This window comes from Pseudomonas sp. SG20052, assembly GCF_031766055.1.
Lineage (GTDB): Bacteria > Pseudomonadota > Gammaproteobacteria > Pseudomonadales > Pseudomonadaceae > Aquipseudomonas > Aquipseudomonas mandelii.
On record NZ_CP134498.1, the window covers coordinates 1542203 to 1568969 of the forward strand.

At 59.0% G+C, this 26767-nt stretch carries 28 protein-coding genes, 1 tRNA gene and 1 pseudogene; 12 read left to right on the top strand and 18 right to left on the bottom strand.

Annotated elements, in window-relative coordinates; all coding sequences use genetic code 11:
- Positions 1–64 precede the first annotated feature (64 nt).
- Complete coding sequence (locus RHP74_RS06920) at positions 65–325, top strand: hypothetical protein (RefSeq protein ID WP_311098524.1); 261 nt, start codon at positions 65–67, stop codon at positions 323–325.
- Here RHP74_RS06920 and RHP74_RS06925 read toward each other — a convergent pair.
- On the bottom strand, positions 280–768 hold the full coding sequence (locus RHP74_RS06925; RefSeq protein WP_311098526.1) for a DMT family transporter: 489 nt from the start codon (positions 766–768) through the stop codon (positions 280–282). The genes RHP74_RS06920 and RHP74_RS06925 overlap by 46 nt on opposite strands.
- 77 nt (positions 769–845) lie before the next feature.
- Here RHP74_RS06925 and RHP74_RS06930 point away from each other — a divergent pair, with 77 nt between their 5' ends.
- The 8 genes from RHP74_RS06930 (at position 846) to RHP74_RS06965 (ending at position 6697) form a co-directional block, all read left to right on the top strand.
- Positions 846–1757 (top strand): LysR substrate-binding domain-containing protein, encoded by a 912-nt coding sequence (locus tag RHP74_RS06930; protein WP_083374847.1) that lies wholly within the window; start codon positions 846–848, stop codon positions 1755–1757.
- Positions 1758–1794: 37 nt separating this feature from the next.
- Positions 1795–2529, top strand: coding sequence for a hypothetical protein (locus RHP74_RS06935; protein ID WP_311098528.1), 735 nt, complete (start codon positions 1795–1797; stop codon positions 2527–2529).
- A gap of 26 nt (positions 2530–2555) precedes the next feature.
- The gene (locus RHP74_RS06940) at positions 2556–3284 is read left to right on the top strand and encodes a hypothetical protein (protein WP_200667864.1); all 729 of its coding nucleotides are present in this window, start codon (positions 2556–2558) and stop codon (positions 3282–3284) included.
- Between the two features lie 6 nt (positions 3285–3290).
- Positions 3291–3728: a fosfomycin resistance glutathione transferase gene (fos, locus tag RHP74_RS06945; protein WP_311098531.1), complete on the top strand. Its 438-nt coding sequence runs from the start codon at positions 3291–3293 to the stop codon at positions 3726–3728.
- 43 nt (positions 3729–3771) lie between these two features.
- Positions 3772–4410, top strand: a complete 639-nt coding sequence (locus RHP74_RS06950) for a LysE family translocator (protein ID WP_010462451.1) — start codon at positions 3772–3774, stop codon at positions 4408–4410.
- A gap of 84 nt (positions 4411–4494) precedes the next feature.
- The gene (locus RHP74_RS06955; RefSeq protein ID WP_145307424.1) at positions 4495–5844 is read left to right on the top strand and encodes a GGDEF domain-containing protein; all 1350 of its coding nucleotides are present in this window, start codon (positions 4495–4497) and stop codon (positions 5842–5844) included.
- A 117-nt stretch (positions 5845–5961) separates the two neighbouring features.
- Complete coding sequence (locus RHP74_RS06960; RefSeq protein WP_010462447.1) at positions 5962–6120, top strand: KGG domain-containing protein; 159 nt, start codon at positions 5962–5964, stop codon at positions 6118–6120.
- Positions 6121–6193: 73 nt separating this feature from the next.
- On the top strand, positions 6194–6697 hold the full coding sequence (locus RHP74_RS06965) for a DUF4142 domain-containing protein (RefSeq protein ID WP_102595563.1): 504 nt from the start codon (positions 6194–6196) through the stop codon (positions 6695–6697).
- Positions 6698–6764: 67 nt separating this feature from the next.
- Here RHP74_RS06965 and RHP74_RS06970 read toward each other — a convergent pair whose 3' ends face one another.
- A complete protein-coding gene (locus RHP74_RS06970) occupies positions 6765–7175 on the bottom strand; it encodes a low affinity iron permease family protein (RefSeq protein WP_010462444.1) in 411 nt (136 codons plus the stop codon).
- Between the two features lie 223 nt (positions 7176–7398).
- Here RHP74_RS06970 and RHP74_RS06975 point away from each other — a divergent pair, with 223 nt between their 5' ends.
- Both RHP74_RS06975 and tam read left to right on the top strand, forming a co-directional pair.
- Complete coding sequence (locus RHP74_RS06975; protein WP_077749597.1) at positions 7399–8484, top strand: type I restriction endonuclease; 1086 nt, start codon at positions 7399–7401, stop codon at positions 8482–8484.
- 343 nt (positions 8485–8827) lie between these two features.
- Entirely contained in the window at positions 8828–9598 is a 771-nt protein-coding gene (tam, locus tag RHP74_RS06980; RefSeq protein ID WP_311098540.1) for a trans-aconitate 2-methyltransferase, read from the top strand.
- A 261-nt stretch (positions 9599–9859) separates the two neighbouring features.
- Here tam and RHP74_RS06985 read toward each other — a convergent pair whose 3' ends face one another.
- Both RHP74_RS06985 and RHP74_RS06990 read right to left on the bottom strand, forming a co-directional pair.
- Positions 9860–10588, bottom strand: coding sequence for a class I SAM-dependent methyltransferase (locus RHP74_RS06985; protein ID WP_311098542.1), 729 nt, complete (start codon positions 10586–10588; stop codon positions 9860–9862).
- Positions 10589–11017: 429 nt separating this feature from the next.
- Positions 11018–11281 carry a hypothetical protein gene (locus RHP74_RS06990; protein ID WP_010462435.1) on the bottom strand — a complete coding sequence of 88 codons (264 nt, stop codon included), beginning with the start codon at positions 11279–11281 and terminating at the stop codon, positions 11018–11020.
- A 436-nt stretch (positions 11282–11717) separates the two neighbouring features.
- On the opposite strand from RHP74_RS06990, the gene RHP74_RS06995 reads away from it, so the two are divergent.
- The gene (locus RHP74_RS06995; RefSeq protein ID WP_311098545.1) at positions 11718–11912 is read left to right on the top strand and encodes a DUF6500 family protein; all 195 of its coding nucleotides are present in this window, start codon (positions 11718–11720) and stop codon (positions 11910–11912) included.
- A 144-nt stretch (positions 11913–12056) separates the two neighbouring features.
- Here the strand turns inward: RHP74_RS06995 and RHP74_RS07000 are convergent, their stop codons facing one another.
- The 14 genes and pseudogenes from RHP74_RS07000 to RHP74_RS07065 form a co-directional block, all read right to left on the bottom strand.
- Positions 12057–12416 (bottom strand): type II toxin-antitoxin system HigA family antitoxin, encoded by a 360-nt coding sequence (locus RHP74_RS07000; protein ID WP_077749600.1) that lies wholly within the window; start codon positions 12414–12416, stop codon positions 12057–12059.
- Positions 12416–12616, bottom strand: a pseudogene (locus RHP74_RS07005) (type II toxin-antitoxin system HigB family toxin); the annotation flags it as partial. The pseudogene RHP74_RS07005 and the gene RHP74_RS07000, both read right to left, overlap by 1 nt.
- 221 nt (positions 12617–12837) lie before the next feature.
- Positions 12838–12911, bottom strand: a tRNA-Gly gene (locus tag RHP74_RS07010).
- Between the two features lie 181 nt (positions 12912–13092).
- Positions 13093–13977, bottom strand: a complete 885-nt coding sequence (locus RHP74_RS07015; RefSeq protein ID WP_221108619.1) for an alpha/beta fold hydrolase — start codon at positions 13975–13977, stop codon at positions 13093–13095.
- Positions 13978–14290: 313 nt separating this feature from the next.
- Entirely contained in the window at positions 14291–14983 is a 693-nt protein-coding gene (locus tag RHP74_RS07020) for a pseudouridine synthase (RefSeq protein ID WP_010462322.1), read from the bottom strand.
- A gap of 57 nt (positions 14984–15040) precedes the next feature.
- Complete coding sequence (locus tag RHP74_RS07025) at positions 15041–15235, bottom strand: cysteine-rich CWC family protein (RefSeq protein WP_311098549.1); 195 nt, start codon at positions 15233–15235, stop codon at positions 15041–15043.
- A gap of 6 nt (positions 15236–15241) precedes the next feature.
- Positions 15242–16729 (bottom strand): diguanylate cyclase domain-containing protein, encoded by a 1488-nt coding sequence (locus tag RHP74_RS07030; RefSeq protein WP_311098551.1) that lies wholly within the window; start codon positions 16727–16729, stop codon positions 15242–15244.
- A 222-nt stretch (positions 16730–16951) separates the two neighbouring features.
- Positions 16952–18718 (bottom strand): allophanate hydrolase, encoded by a 1767-nt coding sequence (gene atzF, locus RHP74_RS07035; RefSeq protein ID WP_311098553.1) that lies wholly within the window; start codon positions 18716–18718, stop codon positions 16952–16954.
- 26 nt (positions 18719–18744) lie between these two features.
- On the bottom strand, positions 18745–22386 hold the full coding sequence (gene uca / locus RHP74_RS07040) for an urea carboxylase (protein ID WP_311098555.1): 3642 nt from the start codon (positions 22384–22386) through the stop codon (positions 18745–18747).
- A gap of 283 nt (positions 22387–22669) precedes the next feature.
- On the bottom strand, positions 22670–23311 hold the full coding sequence (locus RHP74_RS07045) for an urea amidolyase associated protein UAAP2 (protein WP_154913805.1): 642 nt from the start codon (positions 23309–23311) through the stop codon (positions 22670–22672).
- Between the two features lie 11 nt (positions 23312–23322).
- Positions 23323–24048, bottom strand: a complete 726-nt coding sequence (locus RHP74_RS07050; RefSeq protein WP_311098557.1) for an urea amidolyase associated protein UAAP1 — start codon at positions 24046–24048, stop codon at positions 23323–23325.
- A 12-nt stretch (positions 24049–24060) separates the two neighbouring features.
- Positions 24061–24849, bottom strand: a complete 789-nt coding sequence (locus tag RHP74_RS07055) for an ABC transporter ATP-binding protein (RefSeq protein WP_010462305.1) — start codon at positions 24847–24849, stop codon at positions 24061–24063.
- Positions 24846–25661, bottom strand: a complete 816-nt coding sequence (locus tag RHP74_RS07060) for an ABC transporter permease (protein WP_077749608.1) — start codon at positions 25659–25661, stop codon at positions 24846–24848. The genes RHP74_RS07055 and RHP74_RS07060 overlap by 4 nt, the downstream gene beginning before the upstream one ends.
- A gap of 15 nt (positions 25662–25676) precedes the next feature.
- The gene (locus RHP74_RS07065) at positions 25677–26744 is read right to left on the bottom strand and encodes a putative urea ABC transporter substrate-binding protein (protein ID WP_010462301.1); all 1068 of its coding nucleotides are present in this window, start codon (positions 26742–26744) and stop codon (positions 25677–25679) included.
- Positions 26745–26767 lie beyond the last annotated feature (23 nt).

The window sequence follows — 26767 nt, forward strand, 5'->3', positions numbered from 1 at the left end:
GAATCGGCCGTTTCCTGTTCGGTTGAGTGTTACAAGAGATTTATGTGTAGGGCGACGCCCTGCGATGCTGTGGGCCAAAACCGGGCTATCCCGCCGACTCAGCCGAACTGAAGTCATTGAGCTGTTCAAGCAACTGGCGACCAGCGCCGACGTGCTGATCGAAAACCTGCGCCCCGGCGCCCTGGCAATCATCACTGATGTCCTGCGGGAGCGATCCGCGCCACGCCGCCGATCGGGTGGGAGCGAGCCTGCTCGCGAAAGCGGCCTGACAGTTCCCGCTCAACCCGCCGCCACCAACCCCTTCCCTGGCGCCGCACTGAACTGAATCAACGCGACCCCGGCGATCAACAAGACTGCCCCCAACACCCGCGGCAAGGTCATCTGCCGCTCCACCAACCCAAACAACCCAAAGTGATCCAGCACCAGCGAAGCCACCACCTGTCCCGCCAGCGCCAACGCAATAAACCCCGACGCCCCCAGCTTGGGCAGCAGCATCAGCGCCAACGAAATAAAACACACCCCAAACGCACCCCCCGCCCACATCCACAACGGCGCCTTGCTGATGAACGCCAGCGACGGCAACGGCAAGCGCATTGCCAACATGATCGGCAACAACACGACGATACTCACCAGCAACGACGCAAGCGTCGCCCACAACGGATGGCCCAACCCGCGCGTGAGGTTGGCGTTGATCGCGCTCTGAAACGGCACCACCGCCCCGGCAACCACGGCCAGCAGCAACAGCCCGGCCCAATGCAATGTACTCATGATCATTCTCCAACAGGTTTTGCTGGACTCTAGAGTATTCGTCGCGCAGATTTAAATTCCGAATTGCTATCCAGAACATGCATCAGATGAATGATCTTCGGCGTATCGACCTCAACTTGCTGGTGATCCTCGACGCCTTGCTCAGCGAGCAGCACGTCACGCGCGCGGCGCAGCGCTTACACCTGAGTCAGCCGGCGGTCAGTCATGCCCTGGCGCGGTTACGCGACTTGCTGGGAGACCCTTTGCTGGTGCGCGCGGGTGCCACGCTCGTACCCACGCCGCGAGCCATGGAGTTGATCGCACCCTTGGCCGAAGCACTCGCTCAGGTGCAATCCCTGCTGGCCCCGAACGCTTTCGACCCGGCCACGGCCAAGCGCACGTTTCGTCTGGCAATGTCCGACTATGGCGCCGCCATCGTCCTGCCAGGGCTGATTCGCACCTTGCGCCGGGAAGCGCCGGGCATCGACCTGCAAATCAGCCACGCCAGCCGCGAAGGCATGCTCGACGCAGTACTTAATGGCGACATCGACCTGGCAGCAGGTGTCTTCCCTGAACTGCCAAACGAGCTGCGCAGCACGCCACTCTTCGAAGAGCACTACGCCTGCCTGGTCGATCGCAACAGCCTGCCTGCCAATGGCGTACTCGACCTGCCGACCTACCTCGCACGGCCACACGTCCTGCTGGAAATGCGCGGCAGCGGCACGCCTGAAATCGAGCGGGCGCTGACGGCGTTACGTGAACGCCGTCGCGTCGCGATCAGCCTGCCGCACTGGAGCGTCGCCCCGGAATTCATCAGCGGCACGGACCTGATTCTTACCGTGGCTTCACGTGGGCTGCGCGAGATTGATGAGCGCTCGCTGGTCGTAGTTGCGCCGCCGTTTCATATTCCGTCGTTTACGTTTGTGTTGGTCTGGCACACACGGCGGGGTGGGGATCAGGCGTTGAACTGGTTGAATGGGCGGATTGGGGAGGGGATAGTGCGCGCCTGAAATCATTCGTTTTTTTGAAACACACAAGGAACATGGAATGACATTGAAGTCTGGGTGGGTGAATTGTGTGGCGCTGTGCGGGTTGGTGATGACGACGCAGGCGTTCGCTGATTGTGAGAAGCCGTTTCTGGCGGGCGATTTCGGCTATTCGGTTTGCAAAGACTGGCCAGCCTATCCCGGGTTGACGATTACAGCGTTATCGCAGTTCGAATCGGGATATTCGGCAAGCGATAATGGTCCTCAGGGAAAATATGATCTCAATCTTGCCGTGGTGACGGCTGGCGATTCGAAACCGCTGGCGACGTATCACAAGACATCGGTTTTTGAATCCGATGCCATCGCCTTTGAGGGACTGCAACTCGATACCGCTCGTTACAAGCTCACTCCTGAAGTAAGAGCGTTTGGTGTGCGCGCCACGTTCAATGGCTCGTCTCGGGTAAATCCCGTGAGTGAAAAGTTGCTGTCGCTCTATGTGAAAGAGGGCGACAAGTTGCGTCCGGTCCTGGATAAGCTCATCACCTATGAGTATGGCGGTGAATGGGATGGCAATTGCGCCGGTGAGCGTTATCAATACACCCGTACCGTCGAAATCGGCCAAACCAGTTCACATGGATTCGCGGACTTGATCGTCAAGACCGTGTCCACCAGCGAAACAGGGAAAGGCCAAGGGGATGCATGTGAATCCAAAACCATGACAGCCAAACCGGTGCTGACAACACTTCGATATGACGGTAAAACCTACGTTCTGCCTCAGGGGTTCAAGGGCTTGTAAATCATGGGAAGCGATCAGGGAAGAACATGTTAACCACAAAGAAACGACTGAATTCACTTGTCTTGTTCGGCCTCATCACGGCTGTCAGCCAAGCGCAAGCGGGGTGCGAAGAAGCGCCCTTCGGTGAGCGAACGTTCACCCTTTGCAAAGTCTGGCCGGCGTATGACGACCAAACTATTGTGGCTACGTCGACATTCAAACCGGATTCCGCTGACGCGAACAACGATGGCGGAAACGTTGATCTGGAACTGTCGCTCATACGTTCATCCAGTTCGAAACGCCTGGCCAATTACCTTAAAAAAGATGCCTATTATTCAGACGCTGTGGCGTATGAAGGGTTGTCCATTGATACGGCACGCTACAAGTTGGCGCCCGAAAGTCGCGCTTTTGGCATTCGTTCGAGTTTCGAACACAGCTCGAGCGTAAACCCTTATCACAAAACCGAACTGGCCTTGTATCTCAAGGAGGGCGATACATTACGTCCAGTATTGGAAGGGCTAATCATTTCTACGAGCAGGGGCGAGTGGGATGGTAACTGCGCGGGAGAGGGCGAACGTACACAAAGAACCGTCGATATTGGCAACACAACTCATAACGGATTTGCAGATCTTGTTGTCAGTTCCACCGTGACGGTGACCAAAAACTTTCGGGTTGGAGAAGAGTGCAACGATACGTCCCGCAAGTTGAAAACAACTCGGGTTACCCTGGAATACGACGGCAAGCACTACGTCGTGCCAGTAGCACTCAAAGGTTAATCGCCCATGCTCACCGGCCTCAACCACCTAACCCTCGCCGTCACCGACCTGAACCGCAGCGTGGCGTTCTATCAAGACCTGCTGCAACTGCGCCTCGAAGCCACTTGGGACACCGGCGCCTATCTGTCACTGCCGGGTTTGTGGCTGTGCCTGTCCGTTGATCCGCTGCGCAACTCGGGACCCGCCGCCGATTACACCCATTACGCCTTCACCATCAGCGCAATCGATTTCCCCGTGTTCGTCGAACGCCTGCGATCCGCCAGCGTACAAGAATGGCGCGACAACCACAGCGAAGGCGCGTCCTTCTATTTCCTCGACCCGGACGGCCACAAGCTCGAAGCCCATGTTGGCGATCTGGCGTCGCGGCTGGCAGCCTGTCGAGAGCGCCCGTATGCGGGAATGAAGTTCTTCGACGATCAGTCAGTCGATATACCCGGGACCTGATATAGACTTGCGCCCATTCACCAAATAGTAAAAGGGACTTTCAATGACCCCATCGCTGCTAATGGCTGTTCTCGCCTCGGGTTTCATTTATGGCATCACACCGGGGCCGGGCGTATTGGCGGTGTTCGGGATTGGCGCCGCGCGTGGACGGCGGGCCGGGGCGGGGTTTCTCTGTGGGCATTTGTTGGGGGACGTGGTCTGGTGCAGCACGGCATTGATCGCGATTGTCGGTGCCCGTGAAATCGGCAGCACGGCGTTTGATGTGCTGGGCGTACTCAGCGGGCTGTACCTGTTTTGGCTCGGTTTGCGCGCCATACGGGCGAAGCGCAGCAGCGCCGATGCCCCTCAAGGCCCGGCTCGCCAGCCCTTTTGGCACGGCATTCTGTTTGGCCTCACCAATCCCAAGGCCTACCCCGTGGCGGTGGCGACGTTCACTGCGCTGCTGTCCAGCCGGGCGGAGTTGCTGCACTGGTCAATGTTGCCTTGGTTGATTGTCCTGAGCTTCGTCGGCGGTCTCATGGCCTACGCTATCCTCATTGGCATTGTTGGTGCACGGCAAGTTCGCACCTTGTATCAGCGCCATGAACTGGCGATCACACGGTTATGTGGGGTGATGTTTATCGGTTTCGCCATCAACGCCCTCGCTCATGCACTGCCGGGGCTGGTGACGAACAAGGCTTGAGGTTGAGCGCACGGATGCGTCAATGCCCGATGGGTCATGGAGGGGCTTTTTATTGCTGCATTGTCCGGAAACGCTTATCGCACCATGGCAACCAGAAATTCCGCGCCGTTGGCGAGCTACATCGATCTCTTGCTGGACGCCGTCTGTGCGGTGGATAAACAAGGTCGCTTCGTATTTGTCAGCGCGGCCTGCGAACGTATTTTCGGCTACACCCCGGACGAGCTGATCGGCCAGCCGATGATCGACATGGTGCACCCCGCCGATCGCCAGCGCACCCTCGACGCCGCGCGCGAGATCATGGGCGGTGATCCCAAACTCAACTTCGAAAACCGCTACCTGCGCAAGGACGGCGCGGTGGTGCATATCCTGTGGTCGGCGCGCTGGTCTGAAGTCGATCAGTTGCGCATCGCTGTGGCCCGGGACATCACCGAACGCAAGCAGGCCGAATCCCGGCAAGCGGCGTTATACGCGATCTCCGAGGCGGCCCACGCAGCGGAAGATTTGCTGGCGTTGTTCAAGCGCATCCACTTGATCATCGGCGAATGGCTGCCGGCACTGAATTTCTCCGTGGCGCTGTATGACGAGCACTGTGCGCAGCTGAACTTTCCGTATCACGTCGACGACCATGAACTGCAGCCCGAGCAGCCCGGAACCATGACCGGGCGCCTCTGTGCCGAAGTGATTCGCAGCGGTCAGCCGATTTTGCTGACCCTGGACCAGGACACTCTGCCAGAAGGCTTTGAGGCATCGGTCTCCGGACAGGACTCGCCTTGCTGGCTGGGTGTCCCGTTGAACTCGCAAAACGGCATCATTGGCGCGCTGATCGTCAAAAGCGTACCGGGTGGCGAGCGCTACACCGAGCAGGATAAGGAGTTGCTGCAATACGTCTGCGCCCAGGTCGCCACCGCGATCGAGCGCAAGCAGTTACATGCCCGGTTACAACGCATGGCCCAATACGACCAACTGACTCAACTGCCCAACCGGGCGTTGCTGCGCGACCGGCTTCAAAATTCGCTGGCGCAGGCTCGCACGGACTCCGGGCGGATGGCATTGCTGTACGTCGACCTCGACCGCTTCAAGGAAGTCAACGACACCCATGGCCACGCAGTCGGCGACATGCTGTTGCAGGCGGTCGCCAATCGACTCAAGGGCTGCGTGCGTGAGACCGACACGGTGGCGCGTATCGGTGGGGATGAGTTTGTGGTGTTGTTGCACAGCATCCACGCGTCGGAAGACGCTGACAACGTTGCGGGGAAAATCCGTCAGGTGCTGGCGCAACCCCTGCGCCTGGACGGGCAAAGCGTGAACATCCGGCCGAGTATCGGCGTCGCGCATTACCCCGAGCATGGCACCGAAGAACAGCAACTGTTCCGGCATGCCGATGAGGCCATGTATGCGGCCAAGCGCCAACATCATCAGCGCCTCGGGGCCTGAAAAATCGGCCACCGTTCGTCGCGGCGACTTCATTTTTTCTAAACCTTTGTGGTGATCGAAATTCAGATTTTATGCGGGCTCCTGCTCGCCGCGATCATCACCAAGAGGTAGAGAATCATGCCTAACTCAAGAAACTCGAACTCGGGAAACTTCGCCAACGATCGAACGAAGGCGTCAGAAGCCGGTCGCAAAGGTGGGAAAACTACCACTACGACCGTCGATAAAGACCCTGCGAAACCTGATATGGGCCGCAAAGGTGGTCAGAAGTCGAAGTAGTCGCAAGGTAGTTTTGATTGAGAGGCGGGGGCGAAAGCTCCCGCTTGAATTTTTATAGAAGGAGGGCGCGACCATGAGCCGGATGGCCACCCGATTACGTACTGCCAGTCTTGTCACGTTGCTGGGCCTGTTTGCCAACAGTGCCTTCGCCCAGTCGCCCGCCGAGTTCATCAACGATGCGTCGGCCAAAGGCATGGCCGACATCGAAGCCAGTCGCCTGGCGCACCAGAAATCCGAATCCAAAGAGGTCAAGGACTACACCATCGTGGTCATCAATGACCGCACGACCGCCAACCAGCACTTGGCGAAAATCGCCAAACAGCTGGATTTGCCGGTTGCCCCTCGCGAAGAAGTGGTCGACAAGGCCAAAGCGTTGATGCCGGAAGTGAAGGACGGCGCATCCTTTGATCAGGCTTATACCGCCAGTCAGGTGAAGACGACCCAGGAAGCCATCGAGCAGCTTCAACAAGTCGCTCAGACCACCGACGTGCCGCAAATCAAAGCCTTCGCTGAGGAAACCTTGCCCAAACTGCAGAGCCACCTGGAAATGGCCAGAGCGTTGCAAGCCAGTCGCTAGACCAGGCGATTAACGGTGTTGAACGCAAACGGCGCGTGATTCACATCACGCGCCGTTTTGTTTGTGCTCAGCACTCATTCAAGTCCTGTTTGCGCTTGCTCGTAGTGGCCAGCCCCGCCAGATCATGCACGTCTTTTTCGCCCATGGCGCGATAGTGTCTGCGTAGCGCTTCCAGTTGCTTGAGGTCCAGCAATTCCAGCCCCAGCATCGCGTTCTGCGCCTCTTTGTTTACCCGCAGCAACTCATCGATTTTCAAGTGCAGGATGTCGGTGTCGCGGTTCTGCGTGTTCTGGATCAGGAACACCATCAGGAACGTGATGATCGTGGTTGAGGTGTTGATGATCAGTTGCCAGGTGTCGTTGTAATCAAATATCGGCCCGCTCAACCCCCACAGACCAATCAGTATCAACGCCCCCATAAACGTCTTCGGACTGCCGGCCCACAGGGCGAGTTTCTGCGAGATTTTTGCGAATTTCATTGCCGTGTTCCTTATAGGGATGCGCCTGATTTTCAGACAGCGACGGCGGGTTGAAAATTCTACTTAATGGACCTCTGTTCAATGAAAAACCGGTTTTTTGCTACGGCTCTTCTTTTCCCTTTATTGGCCTGAATCTTTCTTTGTGCCGGTTTGTGTCTAGTATCTAGGGCAGTCAATTTGCCAGCATGCAAACCACGGATCGACACCAGCTAAGAGGTCACTCATGGAATTCTTCGAAAAGCTCACAAGTCTAGCCGCCAAAGTTCGTTTGCAAGGCGCTGCAATAAAGACAGAAGAAGCAACCAAGAACGCGTTTGTCATGCCCTTTATCAGTACGGTGCTGGGCTACGATGTTTTCGATCCGACTGAAGTGACTCCTGAATTTGTTTGCGACATCGGAACAAAAAAGGGAGAAAAAATTGATTACGCAATCATGAAAGGCGGAGAGGTACAGATTCTTATAGAGTGCAAAAAAATAGGCGAGCCATTGCACATCAATCACGCCTCCCAATTGTTTCGTTACTTCCATGTAACCAGTGCTCGAATCTCCATCCTTACCAACGGTCAGGTCTACAGGTTTTTCACCGACTTGGACGCGCCCAACAAAATGGATGAGAAGCCGTTTCTTGAACTCGACCTGTTGGACATCGACGAGTATTCCGTCCCTGAATTGGTCAAGCTCACGAAGTCTGCCTTCGATGTCGATTCGATCATCAGCGCCGCCGGTGAATTGAAGTACGTCAGCCAGATCAAGAAGGTCATCGCTTCGCAGGTCAGCAAACCTGATGACGACTTCGTGAAAGTGTTCGCTTCGCGTGTATACGATGGGGTGATTACACAGAAGGTCCGTGAGCAGTTCCAGGAGTTAACGAGAAAGGCGGTAGTGCAGTTTCTCAACGACCAAATCAACGACAGGCTCAAGTCGGCGATGAGCGGAGCCATTCAACCGGCCTTGGCCTCGTTACCAGTTTCTTCCGGCGGTGTTGAGCAGTCGGATGTGCGGGACGAGTTAGAGGACAAGGTGCTGACGACACTGGAAGAGCTGGAGGGCTATCACATTGTTCGAGCGGTGGTTCGGTCTGTTGTCGATGCAAAGAGGATTGTTCAGCGAGACACGCAGAGTTACTTCGGCATTCTGCTCGATGACAACAACCGCAAACCGATCTGCCGCTTACACTTCAATCGCTCGCAAAAATACATCGGTATTTTTGACGAAGAAAAGAATGAGACCCGGCACGCCATAAACTCGATAGACGATATCTACGAATACTCAGATCACTTGAAGAAGACTGTTGGGTATTACGACTAGCACTGTTTGCTGACTGGTAAAAGAAGCCGGCCCTCTAGGCCGGTTTTTTGCGCGGATCCAATAGTTCGTCAATTTCACATTGCCGACGGCTTGCCAAGACCAGGATGGTTATCAACTTTCTTGCAGCTCGGGACAGACGGGTTCTAGTGTCGCTCTCTCATCACCTTTTGGCTATGTCGACTTCAAGTGAGGCAAGTTCAGGTAATAGACCGATTTGAGCTGTTACAAACTCAGTGGGGCAGGTTTCGCCATAGGTCGGATAGGGCAGGGCGCGCCAGTCGAGGTATCGTAGCGAACCGGTTGTGCGCCGCTGGCCACAACAACGTATCGACAGGAGAACGCAATGAGTTGGTCCGCCAGACAATACGTCGCTTTTGAAGATGAACGCACCCGCCCGGCCCGTGATTTGCTGGCGGCGGTCCCGCCCGTGGACGCGCGATCGGCCATCGACATCGGTTGCGGTCCCGGCAATTCGACCGAGTTGCTGGTGGAGCGCTTCGCCAATGCCACGGTGCGTGGCCTGGACAGTTCGACCGATATGATCGACGCCGCCCGCAAGCGCTTGCCCCAGCTGCAATTCGACACGGCTGACATTGATACCTGGAACGAACCGGGGCCGTTCGATGTGATTTTCGCCAACGCGGTGTTGCAGTGGGTGCCCGACCACGCGACGTTACTGCCTTCTCTGGCCGCCCGACTGACCGATGGCGGCAGCCTGGCCATTCAAATGCCCGACAATCTCAACGAGCCGTCCCATCGCCTGATGCGCGAAGTCGCTGCCGATGGGCCGTGGGCCAGCAAGTTGGTGGACGCCGCCGGGCAACGCACGGACATGGCGAGTGCCAGCGAGTACTACTCGATGCTGCGACCGCATTGTGCGCGAGTCGATGTGTGGCGCACCACGTACCATCACCCGCTTGCGGGCGGCGCGTCGGGGGTGGTCGAGTGGTTCAAGGGCAGCGGTTTGCGGCCGTTTCTCGAACCGCTGAATGACGCGGAGAAGGCGCAATACCTCAAGCAGTATCACGCCGCCATCGAGCAGGCTTATCCGGCGCTGAGCGATGGTTCGGTGCTGCTGCCGTTCCCGCGGTTGTTTATCGTCGCGACGCGCTAGGGCAAAAAGGGACGGATAACGCCGAACGTTATCGGTCCCTTTGCCTGGCACTCAAGTATTCAAAAATAAACGAAGCAAAGCCGAACAACCCGATCATCGAAATGATCATGATCCCCAACTCTGAATTGTCCATGTTGATCTCTAGGTGAAAGGTGAGCCGGCACAATAAGGTATCTGTAGACAGGTTCGACGCAGCGATACGTTGTCTTTACCGGGTATCGGAAATTCATATGCAAAAATTACGATGACCCGGCGTGGCCCTCAGCGCTGAACGCTGACCAGCATCATCATCGGCCGCTCCCGCTCTTCGGCCAGGGCCGGTTGCGCCGCCACCTCTGCATCGCTCGGGCCCCATTCGTTGACCTGTCGGATGCTGAAACCTGCGCCAATCAGCGTATTCAGCAACGTGCCTATCGTGCGGTGCTGTTTGATCACGCCTTCGGCCAACCAGTTGGTCACCCGCTCGCCTTCCCGTTGATAACTGTCCAGCGGCCAGCGCTTGTTCCCTTCGCTATCAATCAGCCAGCCCGGATTGCGCGGTGCCATGAAGATTGGGTGTTCGATGGAAAATACGAAACGTGAACCGGGTTTCAGGGCCTCATGGATTTTGGCGAACAGACCCGGAAGATCCTTGATGTAGTGCAGCGCCAGGGAGCTGTAGGCGAGGTCGAAACTGGCTGCGGGCAGGTCGAGTTGTTCCAGATCGGCGCGGGCGTATTGGATGTTGTCCGCTGACGTGGTTTTGCGCGCCTGCTCCAGCATTTTTTCCGAGACGTCCAGACCGAGCACGCTGTCGGCGCCGTGTTCACTGGTCCAGCGGCAGAACCAGCCATAACCGCAGCCGAGGTCCACAACCTTCAGGCCTTTCATGGATGGCAGCATTGCTTTGAGGGCAGGCCATTCGGGAGCTGAATCGAGGCCGCCGATGGAGCGAGCCATCTGGCTGTAGCCCTGGAAAAACTCCGGGTCGTCGTAGATGTTTTGAGTCATGTTTGGAAGGCTCTGTTGAGATCGTTCATAGGCGGCACTTGGTGTGCGGCCGATTGGGTTCCCTCGGAGAGTGATGGCGCGTGTTCGTCGATGGCCGCGCAGGGGAGAGGGTGGTTGAAGATAGGGAGATGCTAGCGGGTTGGGCGAGGAGGGCAAACGGGTTGAACGTTGGGGATTTGTAAGCTCGATTCAATTACAAACAGCCATCCAGAACAATGCCAGGCAGTTAAGCGTGACACCGAACCTGTGGCGAGGGAGCTTGCTCCCGTCGGACTGCGCAGCAGTCCCTTTTTGGGGGCCGCTTCGCGACGGCGGGAGCAAGCTCCCTCGCCACAGTGATAGAGCGCTCGTGCGATCTCTTGGTGACCAATGACAGCCGGTCATGACTCGCAAAGGGTGCCTCGATAGGCGCCCGCTCTAACGTCAGAACTATTCCGCATCCATGCGTCGAGCGATCACGTCCAGCACATCACAACCGTCGCGCAAGGGCACGCAGCACAGCAATGCAAAGTCGCTGAGAATCACTGCGTCAGACGTGATGTCGCCTCGCATCGCGAGGTTTTCAAGCAGCTGCGTCACGGCCCGGATTCTGTAACTGGCGGTGCTGAGCAGTGAATGCAGCGGTTGGGTGGTGTTGACGTAGAGCGAGGGAAGGTCGTCGGCGTTGCTGGTTAAAGCCATGTATTCGTTCATGAGTGATTACCATGTTAGAGGAAGATCTACCACTCAATCGTCGCCAAACAATAGGGTGGTAGCTGTACGCGGGTTGGCGAACCGGACCATGGTAAAACCGGCAGACCCGAAGGTCTCCCACGCACAGCCACCAAAAAAAAGAGGCAGCCGAGTGCGTTCAAAAGCACTCCGAGAAATACTCGGAGGCTTCTGTACCATGGCATCGAGTCGCCAAACCCGATACGCCAGTTTTGGCGCGGGTCGACTATAGACTTCATGGTAAAAACACTGCAATGCGCAAGTCTACGGACAATTCCCACCGTAGTGTAGGACCATGCCTTTTTGAAAGTCGGCTTCGCTCGAAGCCCCGAAAGATGGGCAATCGGTACTGAATTTGGCCGCGACCGAGACCATTAATAGATTGAGAGAAATGATGCGAGAAAGCTTGAGGCAAAAGATGATCGAGGTCTGCGACAAGAAAATAGAGCAGAAGGGGCCGACTGTCGGGCTCTCTTTCTATGCTTTCTTCGCGAACAAAAATGATGATCCAGTGCTTTTAATGGAAGCCGCCCAATGGTGGATCGATAAGCACAAGCTCGACCATTTTGAAAAGGCCGTAAAAATAAAGCAGATGGTAGAGCGGAAAGACTAGGAGCACTGGCGCAGTCTGTCCCGTCCTGGCAATGATTTACGCCTGTACGCAGATTTCTGCCACATCCTCAGCAGGAAAAATCACCTGAATCCCACCCAGAAAAAAACCGGCTATCAAGGACCGGTTTTTTGTCAGGGCTGCACGTCAGGCAACACCCGCAAGCAAACTTTCGTAAGGTATCCGCAACCCGTCGTGTAGACGTTTGATCATCGACAAGCTCAGTTTGCGCTTGCGGTTCAGCACTTCGGATACGCGCCCGCTCGTCCCAATGAAGGGTTCCAGGTCGCGAGGGGTCAGCCCTTGCTGTTCCATACGAAATTTAATGGCCTCAATCGGATCGGAGGGCGGCATTGGGTAATGCTCGTCTTCGTACTTTTCGATGAGCAGCGCCAGAATTTCCAGCTCATCACCTTCAGGCGAACCAATGTCTGCCCCCCACAGTTGCTCTATACGAGTAAATGCAGCGGTCAGATCTTCCTGGCTGCGAATCGGTTTAATGTCCATTACACGGTCTCCGCGTTGATCTGATCATATTGGGCGTGGGTGCCGACGAATCGTATGAAACCAAGCTGTCGCAGATAGTCGATTGCCAGAATCACTCGATATTTGTTGCCGCCGATGTTGAATACAACCCTGCCGCCCTTGAGGATGCTCGCCGTTCTCAGCTCCGCCTTGACCTCTTGTGGCGTGCGATAAATGGCTTTTCACCGTGCCATGCTGCTTCGCAAGGGGTTTGAAACCGACTTGCAATGATGAAATCTGTTAATGAGGCAAGAAAAACGCTAACAAAACATCACTTTTGCGCGAAAACGCTAAATTCCGCCTTGAAACACAAAACCCCAGACACAAAAAAACCGGCCATCAAGGCCGGTTTTGTCATTACCTGCATCCCCCGTCAAAAAACAACGTGAGACAAAAATTCGATTGGAGCGGGTGAAGGGAATCGAACCCTCGTTATCAGCTTGGGAAGCTGGAGTAATGCCATTATACGACACCCGCTCAGAGCGGCTGACTTTGTACCAGATGTGCGCGTGGAAATGAAGTTTTTCTTTGCGCAGGATAGCTTTGGCGCAGGTGACACAAGACATCAGACCGCGTGACGGTCGTTCGCGGGCAAGCCTCGCGCCTACAGGAATGCGTTCAACACTGTAGGGCGAAGCTTGCTCGCGATGACGCTGTTTCAGATGGCCAATGCATGTTGGTCCTGGACGTAGTGGTAACGCGGTCGGCTGGTGTGTTGTGCCGGTTTCAGGAAGCCTATCAGTGCATCGCGGCTGTCTCGGCAGGCGGCTTTGTGTTCCATGTCGAGAAAGTGGCCGGTGGCCTGCAGGGTGCTGAAGGTGGCGTCTTGCACGTGGTTGGCGAACAACCGGGCGCCATCGGCGGCGGTGTATTCGTCCCATTCGCCGTTCATGAACAGCACGGGCACGTTGATTTTCTCTGCCGCTTTGAGAAAGCACTGGCGGTCGCTATGGAGCAGGTCGCTGATGTGGAAGTGCATCTGCCCGTATTCATGCTCGGCGAGCGAGCTGACGTGGCGATAGTTGAAACGCTTGAACAACGTCGGCAGGTGTTTGCCGATGGTGCTGTTCACCAGGTTGCCGACCCGATCCCCATCCCGACTGCCGAGGTAATCAATGCCGCGCTCGAGGTAATCGAGCATGTGCGCGTTGATCTCCGGGGAGAACGAGCTGATCACGGCTTTTTCGATGCGCCGTGGCTGTTGGGCCAGGGCGACCAGGGTCGCGGCGCCACCCCAGGAAAACGACAGCACGTGTTCGGCGGCGAAGTGGTCGATCAGCTCCAGGAGGATCTGCCCTTCGACTTCCTTGGTCAGCAATTTCTCATGCAGGTTGTGGGCTTTTGACTTGCCCGCGTAGGGCTGGTCGTAGCAGACCACATTGAACTGCGGGTGAAGGTTTTTCACGGTTTGTGCAAACGACGCAGTCGTGGCCATCGAGCCGTTGACCAGAATTATGGTCTTCTCTGCGGCGTCTGCGCGATAGAACTCCGTGTAAACCCGATACTGACCCTGTATATCCAGCACAGCGATTTCTGGCCTCATGTCATAAGACTCCAAGCAAGCGGGTATGCGCGCAAATGAGATTGCACGAGCTTTGTGACAGGTAGGCATACGCCTTGAATTTGGAGGCCCATGTCGATCCAGTGCAGTCCGGTCGACGGGTATTGTTATTGGCGGGCAGTCTGCCGGTCTGAGGCGGAACCTGAGGGTTCTCTAACCGGCAAAAAGTTTCTTAGAAGTATGTTGTGACTCGTCGGTCACATTTCGGCCGACGTCCTGATTCAAGCAGGGGTCACGTCATCGCGCAAGTGTCATTCGTAAATTGTTCGACAACTTCTGCTGAGCGGTAGGCTGCTTAGATCAAATGGATCTCTTCGGTGCGCAAGGCTCGGTACTCGCCCGGTTTTAGCGCGTTATCGAGCACCAGCGGGCCCATGCTTTCGCGGTGCAGGCGCAGCACTTTGTTGTCGAAGTGGCCGAACATCCGCTTCACCTGATGGTACCGGCCCTCGACGATGCTCAGTCGCGCCGCTTTCGGCCCGAGTACGATCAGCTCGGCCGGTTGCGTGGTGAGGTCCTCGAACGCGAAGTACAGACCCTCGGCAAATTTCAATGCGTATTGCGGGCCAATCTCCTGCTCGGTCTCGACGTAATAGACCTTCGGCAGTTTGGTCTGCGGCTGAGTCAGGCGCCGCGACCAGCTGCCGTCGTTGGTGATCAGCATCAGGCCGGTGGTGTTGAAATCCAGGCGACCGGCGATGTGCAGGTCATCGCTGTCCGGCTCATGGATCAGGTCGAGTACGGTCGGATGCTCCGGGTCGCGGGTGGCGCTGACGCAGCCGGGCGGTTTGTGCAGCATGAAGTAGCGTGCGGGCTTGCCGACTTGCAGGACTTCCCCGTCGACCTCGACACGGCTGAACTCGAGCACTTCGGCATGCGGGTCGCTGACGATTTTTCCGTCAACCTGAACGCGCTTTTCCACCAGCAACAGGCGTACCTGCTTACGGTTGAAGCGCGGCAGGTTGCTGAGGAAACGGTCAACGCGCATGGCTGGGGATCGGTTGGAAAGGGGCCGCGTATCTTACGTGATCGGCCGGGCGGCTGCTTACAACTGCGCCTCGACCTCGGCGCAGCGCGGGCACAGGCAGGATTTGTCGCGCAGTTCGGCTGGCAGCGCTTCAAGCACAGCGGGGTCGATACTGACGCCAAAGCACCAGCACGCCTGATCGACGGTGCGCGGGTCGGCCAGGGTGCAGGCGTTGGCGGCGCCGTAGGCGGGGCATTGGTCTGGCTTGTTCATGCAGGACTATTCATAGCTGGAGTGAGGCAATTCCACGCAGGTTCGGTTACGGCCGGCCTGTTTGGCCCGGTACATCGCATGATCGGCCCGGGAGAGCAGGGTGTGCAAGGTTTCATCGACTTGCAAGGTGGTGAGGCCGATGCTGACGGTCAGCTGCAGTTCCTTGCCGTCGTAGGCATAACGCTGTTGTTCGACATGTTGACGAATTTTCTCGGCGATCATCAGACCGGTTTCACCGTCGGTGTCCTTGAGCAGCACGATGAACTCTTCGCCTCCCCAGCGGCAGACGATGTCGGAGTGCCGCAGGCAACTCTCCAGATCCCGCGCGAAGCCGATCAGCACCTGATCGCCGGCCAGGTGACCGTAGGTGTCGTTCAAAGCCTTGAAATGATCCAGGTCCAGCAACATCGCGGTCAGCGGCTTGGGCTCGCGCCGGGCTTCGAGCATGGCCTGCGCCGCCAGCAGGTCGAAGCCACGACGATTCGGCAGTTCGGTCAGGCTGTCGAGCGTTGCTTGTGCCTGGATCTTGCCTTGGTAGCGCTTGATCGCGCGGTTGAGCAGAAACAGCACGATCAGCGTGATGAACAGACAAATCAGCAGATTGAGGTACAGCGACTGGCGGATTTCACTGAGGGCGCCGTCCTCGCGCTTGTCGACAAACAGGTACCAGTTCAGCTCGGGAATGAACCGCACGTTGAGGAAATGGCCCTGGCCCTGGACGGAATATTCATAGCTGCCGCTGTGGGGTTTTGGCAGCTGACTGACCAGGTCCTTCATGTAATCGAGGTCGCCGAGCTTCTGGCCGATGTGCGCGCCTTGCGGGCCGCCCTCGGCGCCCGTCAGCACCAGGCGGCCGAAGTTGTCGACGAAGTACACGCTGCGCTGGTAACGCTGTTGGTATTTGTCGATCAGCTTGATCACCGCATCGACCGTCAGGCCAACGCCGGCAGCGCCGATGAAACGGTTGTTGTAGTCATAAACCTTGTAGTTGATGAAGAAGGTCAGGTTGTCCTTGTTGGCGAGGTCCGGGTCGACATTGATCTCGTAGGGATCGGCCATGTCGCGGACACGGAAATACCAGGCATCGCGAGGTTCCGTGGACTTGACCTGTTTGAGCACGCCTTTGGCGTGGTAGTAGGTGAGGCTGGTGTTGGAGACAAAAAATGCCGTGTAGGCGCCGTAGTGGGTCATGACCTCGTTGAGGTAGCGAGTCATTTTCTCGGCGTCTTGCTCGCCGTTGACCACCCAGTCACGCATGAAGGTGTCGCGGGACATCATCGAGGAAATCAGGATCGGTCTGACAAGGTCTTTCTGGATTTCCGAGTAGACCGTGTCCGAGGTCAGCGGCAGCTCGGTGTTGACGATGCTGTCACGGATGGAGGCTCGCGAGGCGTAGTAACTGAGGAAAGAGGTCGCGAGAAAGCCTGCGCCCAACAACGCGATGAGCGTCAGGACCAACGAACGTTGCGAATACAGCGGCGAGTGAAGCAGCATGGCGATTCCGTCGGCAGTGACCCAATGGCAGGCATTCTAATGGCACTGCGGGGAAAATAACTGCTCTATGTGCAGCGCGAATGATTGTCCACACACGCCTCCTGCGGGAGCTTGATCATTCCCACGCTCCGCGTGGGAATGCACCCTGTGACGCTCTGCGTCACGCTTGTGATGGGACGCGGAGCGTCCCGGGCGGCATTCCCACGCAGAGCGTGGGAACGATCATTTGGCGAGGTAAGCACGCCATCCGCCTAAATGGCTGATATTGGCGGCCCCCTCCAACCCATACGCTTCACAGATAAACCCGCTCTCCCAACGCCCGTCCGCCAGTTGCACCTTGCTCAACCCCAGCGGCGCCGGAATCCCCGTCAGAAAAGAGCCCAGTTCACTGCTCGGCAATTCCCAAACCTCCACCGCAATCGCCACGCCGCCATCCTTCACCCGCACCATCCCCGGACGAAACGGCGGACCGCCGGCCAACGCATACAGCTGATAATCCGGCGAACTGTAAGTCGTCTCAACCAACCGAGCCCCGCGTCGCTTCAGTTGCCAGTTCAACGCCAACCCATCCAGATGCGCGCCACAGACCACCAGTCGTGCGCGATCATGGCGAGCGACAGTCGTCGGTGCAGGCTCAGCCGAGCGGCGCTGCAAAGCATCCGCCACCCCCAACAAATACTGATCGGTAAACGCCCGGCCAAACACGGTCACACCCCAGGGCAAACCATTGCCCATGAAGCCGCTGGGCACGGCGACGGCCGCGTAATCGAGCAGGTTCATGAAGTTGGTGTAGTAACCCAGTTCCGAATTGCGCAGGACCGGTTCGGCGTCCAGTTCCGCCGATGTGACGGGGCGGCCGATGGTGGGCGTGACGACACAATCAAGATTTTCCAGCGCCTTGTCGCACAACGCCTTCAAGGCTTGCAGCCGATATTGGGCACGGAACGCCTGCACGCCCGTCACCGCCGGCGCCTTGGCCAGCACCGCGCGAATCACAGGCAAAACGGCTTCGGGATTCTGCTCCATCAACTCGCCGGCTACGCTGTAACGCTCGGCCACCCACGGGCCTTCATAGAGCAAACGCGCCGCTTCGAGGAAAGGCGACAGATCCAGTTCCACAGCTGTACCGCCCAGCGCCTTGAGCCGATCGATGGCATCACCGAACAACAACGGGCCTTCAGGGCAGCCGAAGAATTCCAGGTCCTGCGCACGCGGGACGCCGAAACGGAACGGACGCGGCGTACCGAACGCCGACCCGTCATTCCACAGCGGGTTGCTGCGGCTGTATTCATCTCGCGGATCGAGGTGCGCGGTCAGCGCCAGCAACTGGCTGGCCTCCCGAGCCGTTGCGGTGAACGTCGTCACGCAATCGAGCGTGCGACAGGCCGGCACCACACCCGCCGTGGAGATAAGCCCTTTGGTGGCTTTCAATCCCACCAGATTGTTCAACGCCGCCGGCACACGTCCCGATCCTGCCGTGTCCGTACCCAACGAAAAACTCGCCACGCCCAGCGCCACCGCCAGCGACGAGCCGGCGCTGGAACCGCCCGCCGGATACTCCGGCAATACGCTGTTCGGGCACGCGCCATACGGCGAGCGGCTGCCGTTCAACCCGGTCGCGAACTGATCCAGATTGGTCTTGCCCAGCGGAATCGCGCCCAGCGCCAGCAACTGCTCGACGATGGTCGCCGAACGCTGCGGCACATAGGCAAACGCCGGGCACGCGGCGGTGGTGGGAATGCCCGCCAGGTCGATGTTGTCCTTGATCGCGAAGGGCACGCCGTACAGCGGCAGGCTGTCGAGGTCGCCACCGTCGAGGGCGGCGAGGTACGGTTCCAGTTCCTCGACACTGAGCAAGTGGATGAACAGGTGATAATCCGGGTTCAGCGCTGCGGCTTTGTCACGCAGGCCCAGCAGCAATTGACGGGGCGTGATGTTGCCGACGCGATAAGCGCTACGCAGGGCGTCGAGTTGCAGATTGATATTCATGGCGTCATTCCTTTTTCAAAATGGATTCAGTCGAGTTCCAGCACCACGACGCGCTGTCCGGCGCGCACCGCCGAACCCGGTTGCACGCGGATCTCACGCACCACGCCGGCCATGGGCGCGAGCAGCGGAATTTCCATCTTCATCGACTCCAGAATCACCAGCACATCACCGGCGACAACCCGGCTTCCGGTCTGGACCTGAACCTGCCAGAGGTTGCCGGCGATGTGGCTGTCGACGCTCATTTCGTTGCTGGCGAGTGGTGCGTCTTCGGTAGCTTCGGGGGCCGGTTCCTCGCTTTCGAAATGCGCCTGGCCGCTGGCGATCCAGCGCTCGCGTTCGGCGTTGAACGCGCCTTTTTGCTGATCGCGAAACGCCGCGATGGTATCGGCCTCTTTCGTCAGGAAGGCCTGGTAATCCGCGAGGTTCAACTGACTGTGTTCGATGTTCAAATCGAAGCGCCCGAGCGGGAAGTCCCGACGGATGCGCAGCAGTTCCTCGGCGCTCACCGGGTAGAAGCGGATCTGATCGAAAAAGCGTAGCAGCCACGGTTTGCCGTCGAACGCGGCGACTGCGCGATAACGGTTCCACATCTGCAACGTGCGACCGACAAACTGATAACCGCCGGGGCCTTCCATGCCGTACACGCACATGTAGGCGCCACCGATGCCCACCGAGTTTTCCGCCGTCCAGGTGCGCGCGGGGTTGTACTTGGTGGTGACCAGGCGATGGCGCGGGTCGAGCGGGGTGGCGACCGGTGCGCCGAGGTAAACGTCGCCCAGGCCCATCACCAGATAGCTGGCGTCGAACACTGTGCGCTGCACTTCGTCGAGGTTCGGCAGGTCGTTGATGCGACGGATGAACTCCAGATTGCTCGGGCACCACGGGGCGTCTTTGCGCACGGTGGTCATGTATTTTTCGATCGCCAACTGACAGGCCGGGTCGTCCCAGGACAGCGGCAGATGCACGATGCGCGACGGCACTTGCAGGTCCCGGGCGGCGCACACGGCGTCCCATTCACCGGCGACAATGCCGAGCAGGTCGGCCAGCGGCAGTTGTTCGGGTTGGTAGTGGATTTGCAGCGAGCGAATGCCCGGTGTGAGGTCGATGACACCGTGCAGGGTTTTGCTTTCCAAGGCTTGCATGAGGGCATGGGCGCGGAAGCGCAGGACCAGGTCGAGTTCAGGTGCGCCGATTTCAAGGAGAAGGTGCGTATCCCCCGACAACCTCGCCACAAGTCGCGTATCCCCCTGACCCAACTCCAAAACAACAGGCGACACAATCCCTTGTAGGAGTGAGCCTGCTCGCGATAGCGGTGTGTCAGTCACATCAACGTTGGCTGTACCGCCGCCATCGCGAGCAGGCTCACTCCTGCAGGGGGTATTCCATTTCAGGGCGAGGTTGCGGGCGGTTTTTAGATCGACCGGGAGGAACTGGACTTTGTCCCCGGCCTTCAGTTGCCCAAGCTGCCAAAGGTCCGCCTCAATCACCGTCACCGGGCAGACAAACCCGCCCAGGCTCGGACCATCCGGCCCCAAAATCACCGGCATGTCCCCGGTGAAATCCACCGCACCAATGGCATATGGATTGTCATGGATGTTCGATGGATGCAGCCCCGCTTCACCCCCATCGGGCCGAACCCATTCAGGCTTCGGCCCGATCAATCGCACGCCGGTGCGGCTGGAGTTGAAGTGCACTTCCCACTGGGTCGCGAAAAAGGTGCCGATGTAGTGCTCAGTGAAATATTCCGGTGCACCGTGAGGGCCATAGATCACCCGGATCTGCCGCACGGCGGGTAACTCGCTGACGTGGTCCAGTTGTTGACCGACGCGGCTGTCGATCAAGGCAGGCACATGCAACACATCGCCCGCCCGCAACGCACGACCACCATGTCCACCAAACTGTCCGAGGGTGAAGGTGCTTTTGCTGCCCAGATAATCCGGCACTTGCAGGCCACCGCGCAGGCTCAGATAGCTGCGAGCGCCGGCCCCGGCAATCGTGCCGAGGCTCAGCGTAGCGCCCGCTGGAATCAGCAACGCCGTGTTCATCGCGACGGTTTCACCGTTCAACGTCAGCGGGATGACGGCCCCGGTCACCGCCACCACGGCCTCGCAGTTGAAGCGCAGCAACGGCCCGCTCATGGTGATTTCCAGCGCCGCAGCGCCTTCGTCATTACCCAGCAGAAGATTGCCCAGACGCAACGCGCGGCTGTCCATCGGCCCCGACGGCGGTACGCCTACCGCCCAATAACCGAGACGGCCGGGATAGTCCTGAACGCTGGTCTGAGTCCCGGCGCTGAGCACTTCAAAGGTGTTGGCCTGATACACCAGGCCTTCCAGGCAACGGGTCCACGGCTGGCCGCTGGCGAACGGCGCATCGAGCAGAATTTGCCGCAGGTAATCGCGGTTGGTTTCCACGCCGTACAGCAGACTATCGCCCAGCGCCTGATGCAGATCCGCAGCGGCCTCTTCACGGGTCGGCGCCCAGCAGATGACCTTGGCGATCATCGGGTCGAAGTACGGCGGGATCTCGCAGCCGGCTTCGACCCAGGTGTCGATGCGCAGGTGTTTGCCGTCGGCAGCAGGGAAGTTCACGGCGGTCAGCAAACCTGGGCTCGGCTGGAAATCACGGCCCGGATCTTCGGCATACAGCCGTGCCTGAATCGCATGGCCGTCGGCTTTCAAGCCCTGACTCAAGTCGCTCAATGGCGGCAAATCACCGGCTGCCAGTTCCACCATCCAGCGCACCAGGTCCACGCCCCACACTTGTTCGGTGACGCCGTGCTCCACCTGCAAGCGGGTGTTCACTTCCAAGAAGTAGAAACGCTGATCTTCGCTGTCGAAGACAAATTCCACGGTGCCGGCGCTGCGGTAATTCACCGCTTTCGCCAGTTTGATCGCCGCCGCGCAGAGTTCTTCAGCCATGCCTTCGGGTAAGTTCGGCGCGGGAGTCTCTTCGAGGACTTTCTGATTGCGGCGCTGCACCGAGCAGTCGCGCACGCCGAGGGCAATCACGTCGCCGCGACCGTCGCCGAACACCTGGACTTCCAGGTGGCGGGCGCGCTGGATGTACTTCTCGATGAACACGCCGGCGTCGCTGAAATTGTTCTGGCCGAGGCGTTTGACCGCTTCGAAGGATTCACTCAACTCGGCCGCGCTGCGGCACACGCGCATGCCGATGCCGCCACCGCCCGCCGTGCTTTTGAGCATCACCGGGTAGCCGACCTGTTCACCGGCAATCAGCGCCGCGTCGAGGCTGTCGAGCAGTTCGGTGCCTTCGAGCATTGGCACGCCGTGTTGCTTGGCCAGGGCGCGCGCGGTGTGCTTGAGGCCGAACACGCGCAGTTGCTCTGGCGTCGGGCCGATGAAGGCGATGTCGGCGGCTTCGCACGCTTCGGCGAACGCAGCATTTTCCGAGAGAAAACCGTAGCCGGGGTGGATCGCCGTGGCGCCCGAGGCTTTGGCGATGGCGAGGATTTTGTCGACGGCCAGATAGGTGCCGGCGGCGGCGCCTTCCCCGAGGCTGTGGGCTTCATCGGCCTGCAGGATGTGCAGGCTCGCGGCATCCGCTTCGGAGTAAACGGCAACGCCCTTGACCTGCACGTCACGCAGGGTGCGCAGGATGCGGCAGGCAATGGCGCCACGGTTGGCAATCAGGACTTTTTCGAACATGGCATAGACCCCGGAGGGGATGCGGGCCGTCCCGCAGTTTTTCGATGAGCGCCGGGGTCGTCCCCGACGGCAGAATCACTAACCTTGAAAACACCACTGAACCCCTGTGGGAGCGAGCCTGCTCGCGATAGCGGTGTGTCAGTCAACATCGATGTTGAATGTGCTGACGCCATCGCGAGCAGGCTCGCTCCCACATTTGGATTGAGGTGTTCTTACTTTTTGAGGCACTGCCCGGAACGGGCCTGGCACAGGGCGAACAACCACCGCCGCAACCGCGCGAATTTCAGTTCCATACCAAAAGCTCCGCAGGAGTGGGGTTGTAGGCGTTGCACGGATTGTTCAGTTGCGGGCAGTTGGAGATCAGCACGATCACGTCCATTTCGGCGCGCAGGTCGACGTATTTGCCCGGCGCCGAAATGCCGTCTTCAAAGGTCAGCCCGCCGTCGGCGGTGACCGGCACGTTCATGAAGAAGTTGATGTTCGGTCCGATGTCCCCTTTGCCCAGTCGCCCGTCATGTACGCAGGCGCGCAGGTAGTTGTCGCGGCAGCTGTGCATGTAGCGTTTCTCCAAGGCGTAACGCACGGTGTTGCTCTCCTGCGCGCAGGCGCCGCCGAGGGTGTCGTGACGCCCGCAGGTGTCGGCGACGATGGTCAGCATCGGTTTGCCGAGGTTGGAATAGAGCACGCTGCCGGTGCTTAGGTAGACGCTGTTCTGCCGGCGCAACGTGCGCTGCACGTCATAACGTTCCTTCGTATTGGCCACGCTGTAGAACAAGGTGTCGACGGCCTGATTACCTTCCAGGTCGAGGATGCGCAAAGTCTGGCCAGCCTTGACCTCCATCAGCCACGGTTCGCCGGCCGGGATGGTGGCGCGGTAGACCGCGGTTTCAGGCGACTGTTGAGCGGTAGCGATTGCAAGTGACATGGCAGCGATCCTCAGGCGAACAAACGGTCGGTGTTGATGAAGCCGCGCTCGTTTTCCGGGCGCGAGGTGCGGCAATGTTCGGCGACGCTGGCGTCGGCGTTCATCCAGCTGAGCTTCAGGGGTTTGGGGGCGTAGTCCGGCGACGGGTCCATCGGATGCTGCAACGCGGTGAGCACCACCAGGGTGTCCATCGGCGCGTACAACTCGATGTAATCGCCGGCCTTCGAGTTGCCTTCGACAAAGTGGAAACGCCCGGCTGCATCAACGTTGACGCGGCTGAACAGGTTTAGCGTCATCAGCAGATCCGACAGGCCCAACCCCCACTTGCCCAGTTCCACCAACAGGTTGTCGGTGCCGTTGCGGAAGAATCCGTTGCGCAGTTCCTGATAACGGCCGGCGCCGTATTTTTCCGCGACTTCTTCAGCGCAGAGCACGCCGCCGAGGCTGTCACTCCAGCCACAGGTGTCGGCGGTGATAGCGGCGAGCACGCGGCCCATGTCCGAGTAGAGGCAATGGCCGCTGGTGAGCTTGGCGGTGTGTTGGCATTTGAGGCTGTCGGGCAGGTTCAGGCGTTCGGTTTTTTCATTGGCATTGAGCAGCGTCAGGCTGACGTTGGCGCCGCCCCGCAGGTCGGTCAGGCGCAGCAACTGGCCGCGTTTCAACACGAACGAACGATGGCCGCCGCCAGGGAGCATTTCTTCGGCGAAGGGCGGGAACAGTTGGGTCGAATCAGTCATTTCAAAATTCCTCTAAGCGATACGAAGCGTGCCCGCCAGCGCAGCCGGCAAGGCATCGACGGCGGCGCGGTTGACGCGGCGGTCGCTGTTCAAAGGGATGTCGTAAGTGATGCGCGCGCCATAGGCACCGGGGGCGTGCGGGTCGACGCGGACCTTGTCGAACACCAGCAAACGAGTGCCGAGGCTGAAACCTTCGGACAGGTCATGGGTGACCATGAACACCGTCAGTTGCGTCTCGCGCCACAGCTCCAGCAGCAAGGCGTGCATGTCTTTGCGGATGCCCGGATCGAGCGCGCCGAACGGTTCGTCGAGCAGCAACACGCGGGGTTTCATGATCAGCGCCTGGGCGATGGCCAGCCGTTGTTGCATGCCGCCGGACAGCTGCGCCGGGTACTTGTCCAGCGAATGGCCGAGGCCGACCTTGTGCAGCAGCGCCGAGGCCTGTTCGCGGGCGTCTTTTTTTGCACTGCCGAACAAGCGCCCGAGCAAGGGCGAGCGCGGCAGTTCGAGGCCGAGGGCGACGTTATCGAGCACGGTCAGATGCGGGAACACCGAGTAACGCTGGAACACCACGCCACGGCTGGAATCCGGTTCGCCGGCCAGCGCCTGACCGTCCAGCAGAATCTCGCCGCGACTGGCGCGTTCCTGGCCGAGCAACAGGCGCAGGAAGGTCGACTTGCCGCAACCCGACGCGCCGACCAAGGTGCAGAATTCACCTTCGTTAACGTTCAGGTTCAGGCCTTCGAGCACGACTTGATCGGCGTATTGCTGCCAGACATTTTTTACCGTGATGAAGCTCATGCGCGGGCTCCTTCATACCAAGGGAACGCGCGTTGGGTCAGGCGTTTGAGGCCCCAATCCATCAGCCAGGCGAGCAGGGTGATCCACACCACGTAAGGCAGAATCACGTCCATCGCCAGGTAGCGGCGCACCAGAAAAATCCGATAGCCGAGGCCGTCGGTCGACGCGATGGCTTCAGCGGCGATCAGAAACAGCCACGCCGAGCCGAGCATCAAGCGCAGCGAGATCAGCAGACGCGGCAGCAATTGCGGCAGCACCACGCGCAGCATCAATGTCCAGGTCGACGCGCCGAGGGTCTGGGCCTTGATCAGCAACTCGACCGGAATTTCCCGGGCGCGCTGTTCCAGATCACGGGCCAGGCACGGGGTGATGCCGATCACGATCAGCATCACTTTCGACAATTCCCCCAGCCCGAAGACGATGAACAGAATCGGCAGGATTGCCAGTGGCGGCACCATCGACAACACCGTCAGCAACGGCGACAACGGCGCGCCGAACAGCGGCAACGTTCCGGCGGCGATGCCCAGGCACAGCCCGGCCAGCGCACTGATGCCGAGGCCGATGGCCAGGCGACGCAGGCTGGACGCGGTGTCTTGCCACAACAGGTATTCACCGGTGCGGGTGTCGGCAGTGAACGCCAGGCGTTTCACCGCGTCGGTCATCTGCACGGCGCTCGGCAATAGCTTGTCATTGGGGTTATCCGTCAGCCGCTCGGCCGAGCCCATGAAGTAGGCGAACAGCACCAGGGCGAACGGCAGGATCACCAACAGCAGACGACTCGGGCGATCCGGGTGGCGATTGATCAGGCGCATGGCCAGTCCTCCGGTTTACAGCTTGGCGTCAGCGGCCATCTGCACGTAGGTCGGGTCGAAGCGCAGCTTGAGGTTGGTCTTGTCGCCGCTGGTCACGCCATTGGCGAAGGCCATGCCGACGGCGCTGGTGTCTTTGGCGCCTTCACCCAGCAAGCCGTGCTGGAACGAAAACTCGGCGACCTTGCGCATGGTTTCCGGCAATTGCTTGCTGGTGGAGAAGTCCAGGGCTTCCTTGGGCGTGGCGAACAATTTGGTGGTGTCGAGTTGCGACTGGAAACCGGCCAGGTCGGTGCCCGAAGCTTTGGCCATGTGTTCGAGTGCGACCTTGCTGGCGGCGTTTTTTGCGTTCATCAACGCGACCACTTCGAACCAGGCGCCAGTCAGGGCTTTGCCCAGGGCCGGGTTGTCTTTGAGGGTGGCGCTGTTGACCACCATCATGTCCATGATTTCGCCGGGGATCTGGCTCGAGTTGAAGACTTCGGTCACCCCGGGCTTGGCCTTGATGTCCGAAAGCATTGGGTTCCAGGTGGTGACGGCGTTGACCTGATCGGTGTTGAAGGCGGCCGAGATATCGGCGTCCGAGGTGTTGACCACTTTCAGGTCTTTCTCGGTGAGGTCGACCGAATCCAGCGCCCGGGCCAGCAGGTAGTGCGACACCGACAGTTCAACCAGATTGACGTCCATGCCCTTGAGGTCGGCGACCTTCTTGCCGTCGCCCTTGAGCACGATGCCATCGTTGCCGTTGGAGAAGTCGCTGACGATCAGCGCGGTGCTGTCGACGCCACCGGCCGCCGGAATGGTCAGCGCGTCCATGTTGGTCATGGTGCAACCGTCGAACTGGCCGGCGGTGTATTGGTTGATGGATTCAACGTAGTCATTGAGCTGCACCACATCGATTTTGATGCCGTACTTCTTCGCCCATTTGTCGACGATGCCTTGGCTGCCGGCGTATTCCCAGGGCATCCAGCCGGCGTAGATGGTCCAGCAGACGCTGAAGTGGTCTTTTTGAGCGGCGTGGGACGGGAGGCTTACGAGGGCTGCGAAGGCAGCGGCGAGCAGGGCGGGTAAACGAAGCTTGAGCATGGGTGGTTCTCCAGTTGATCAAG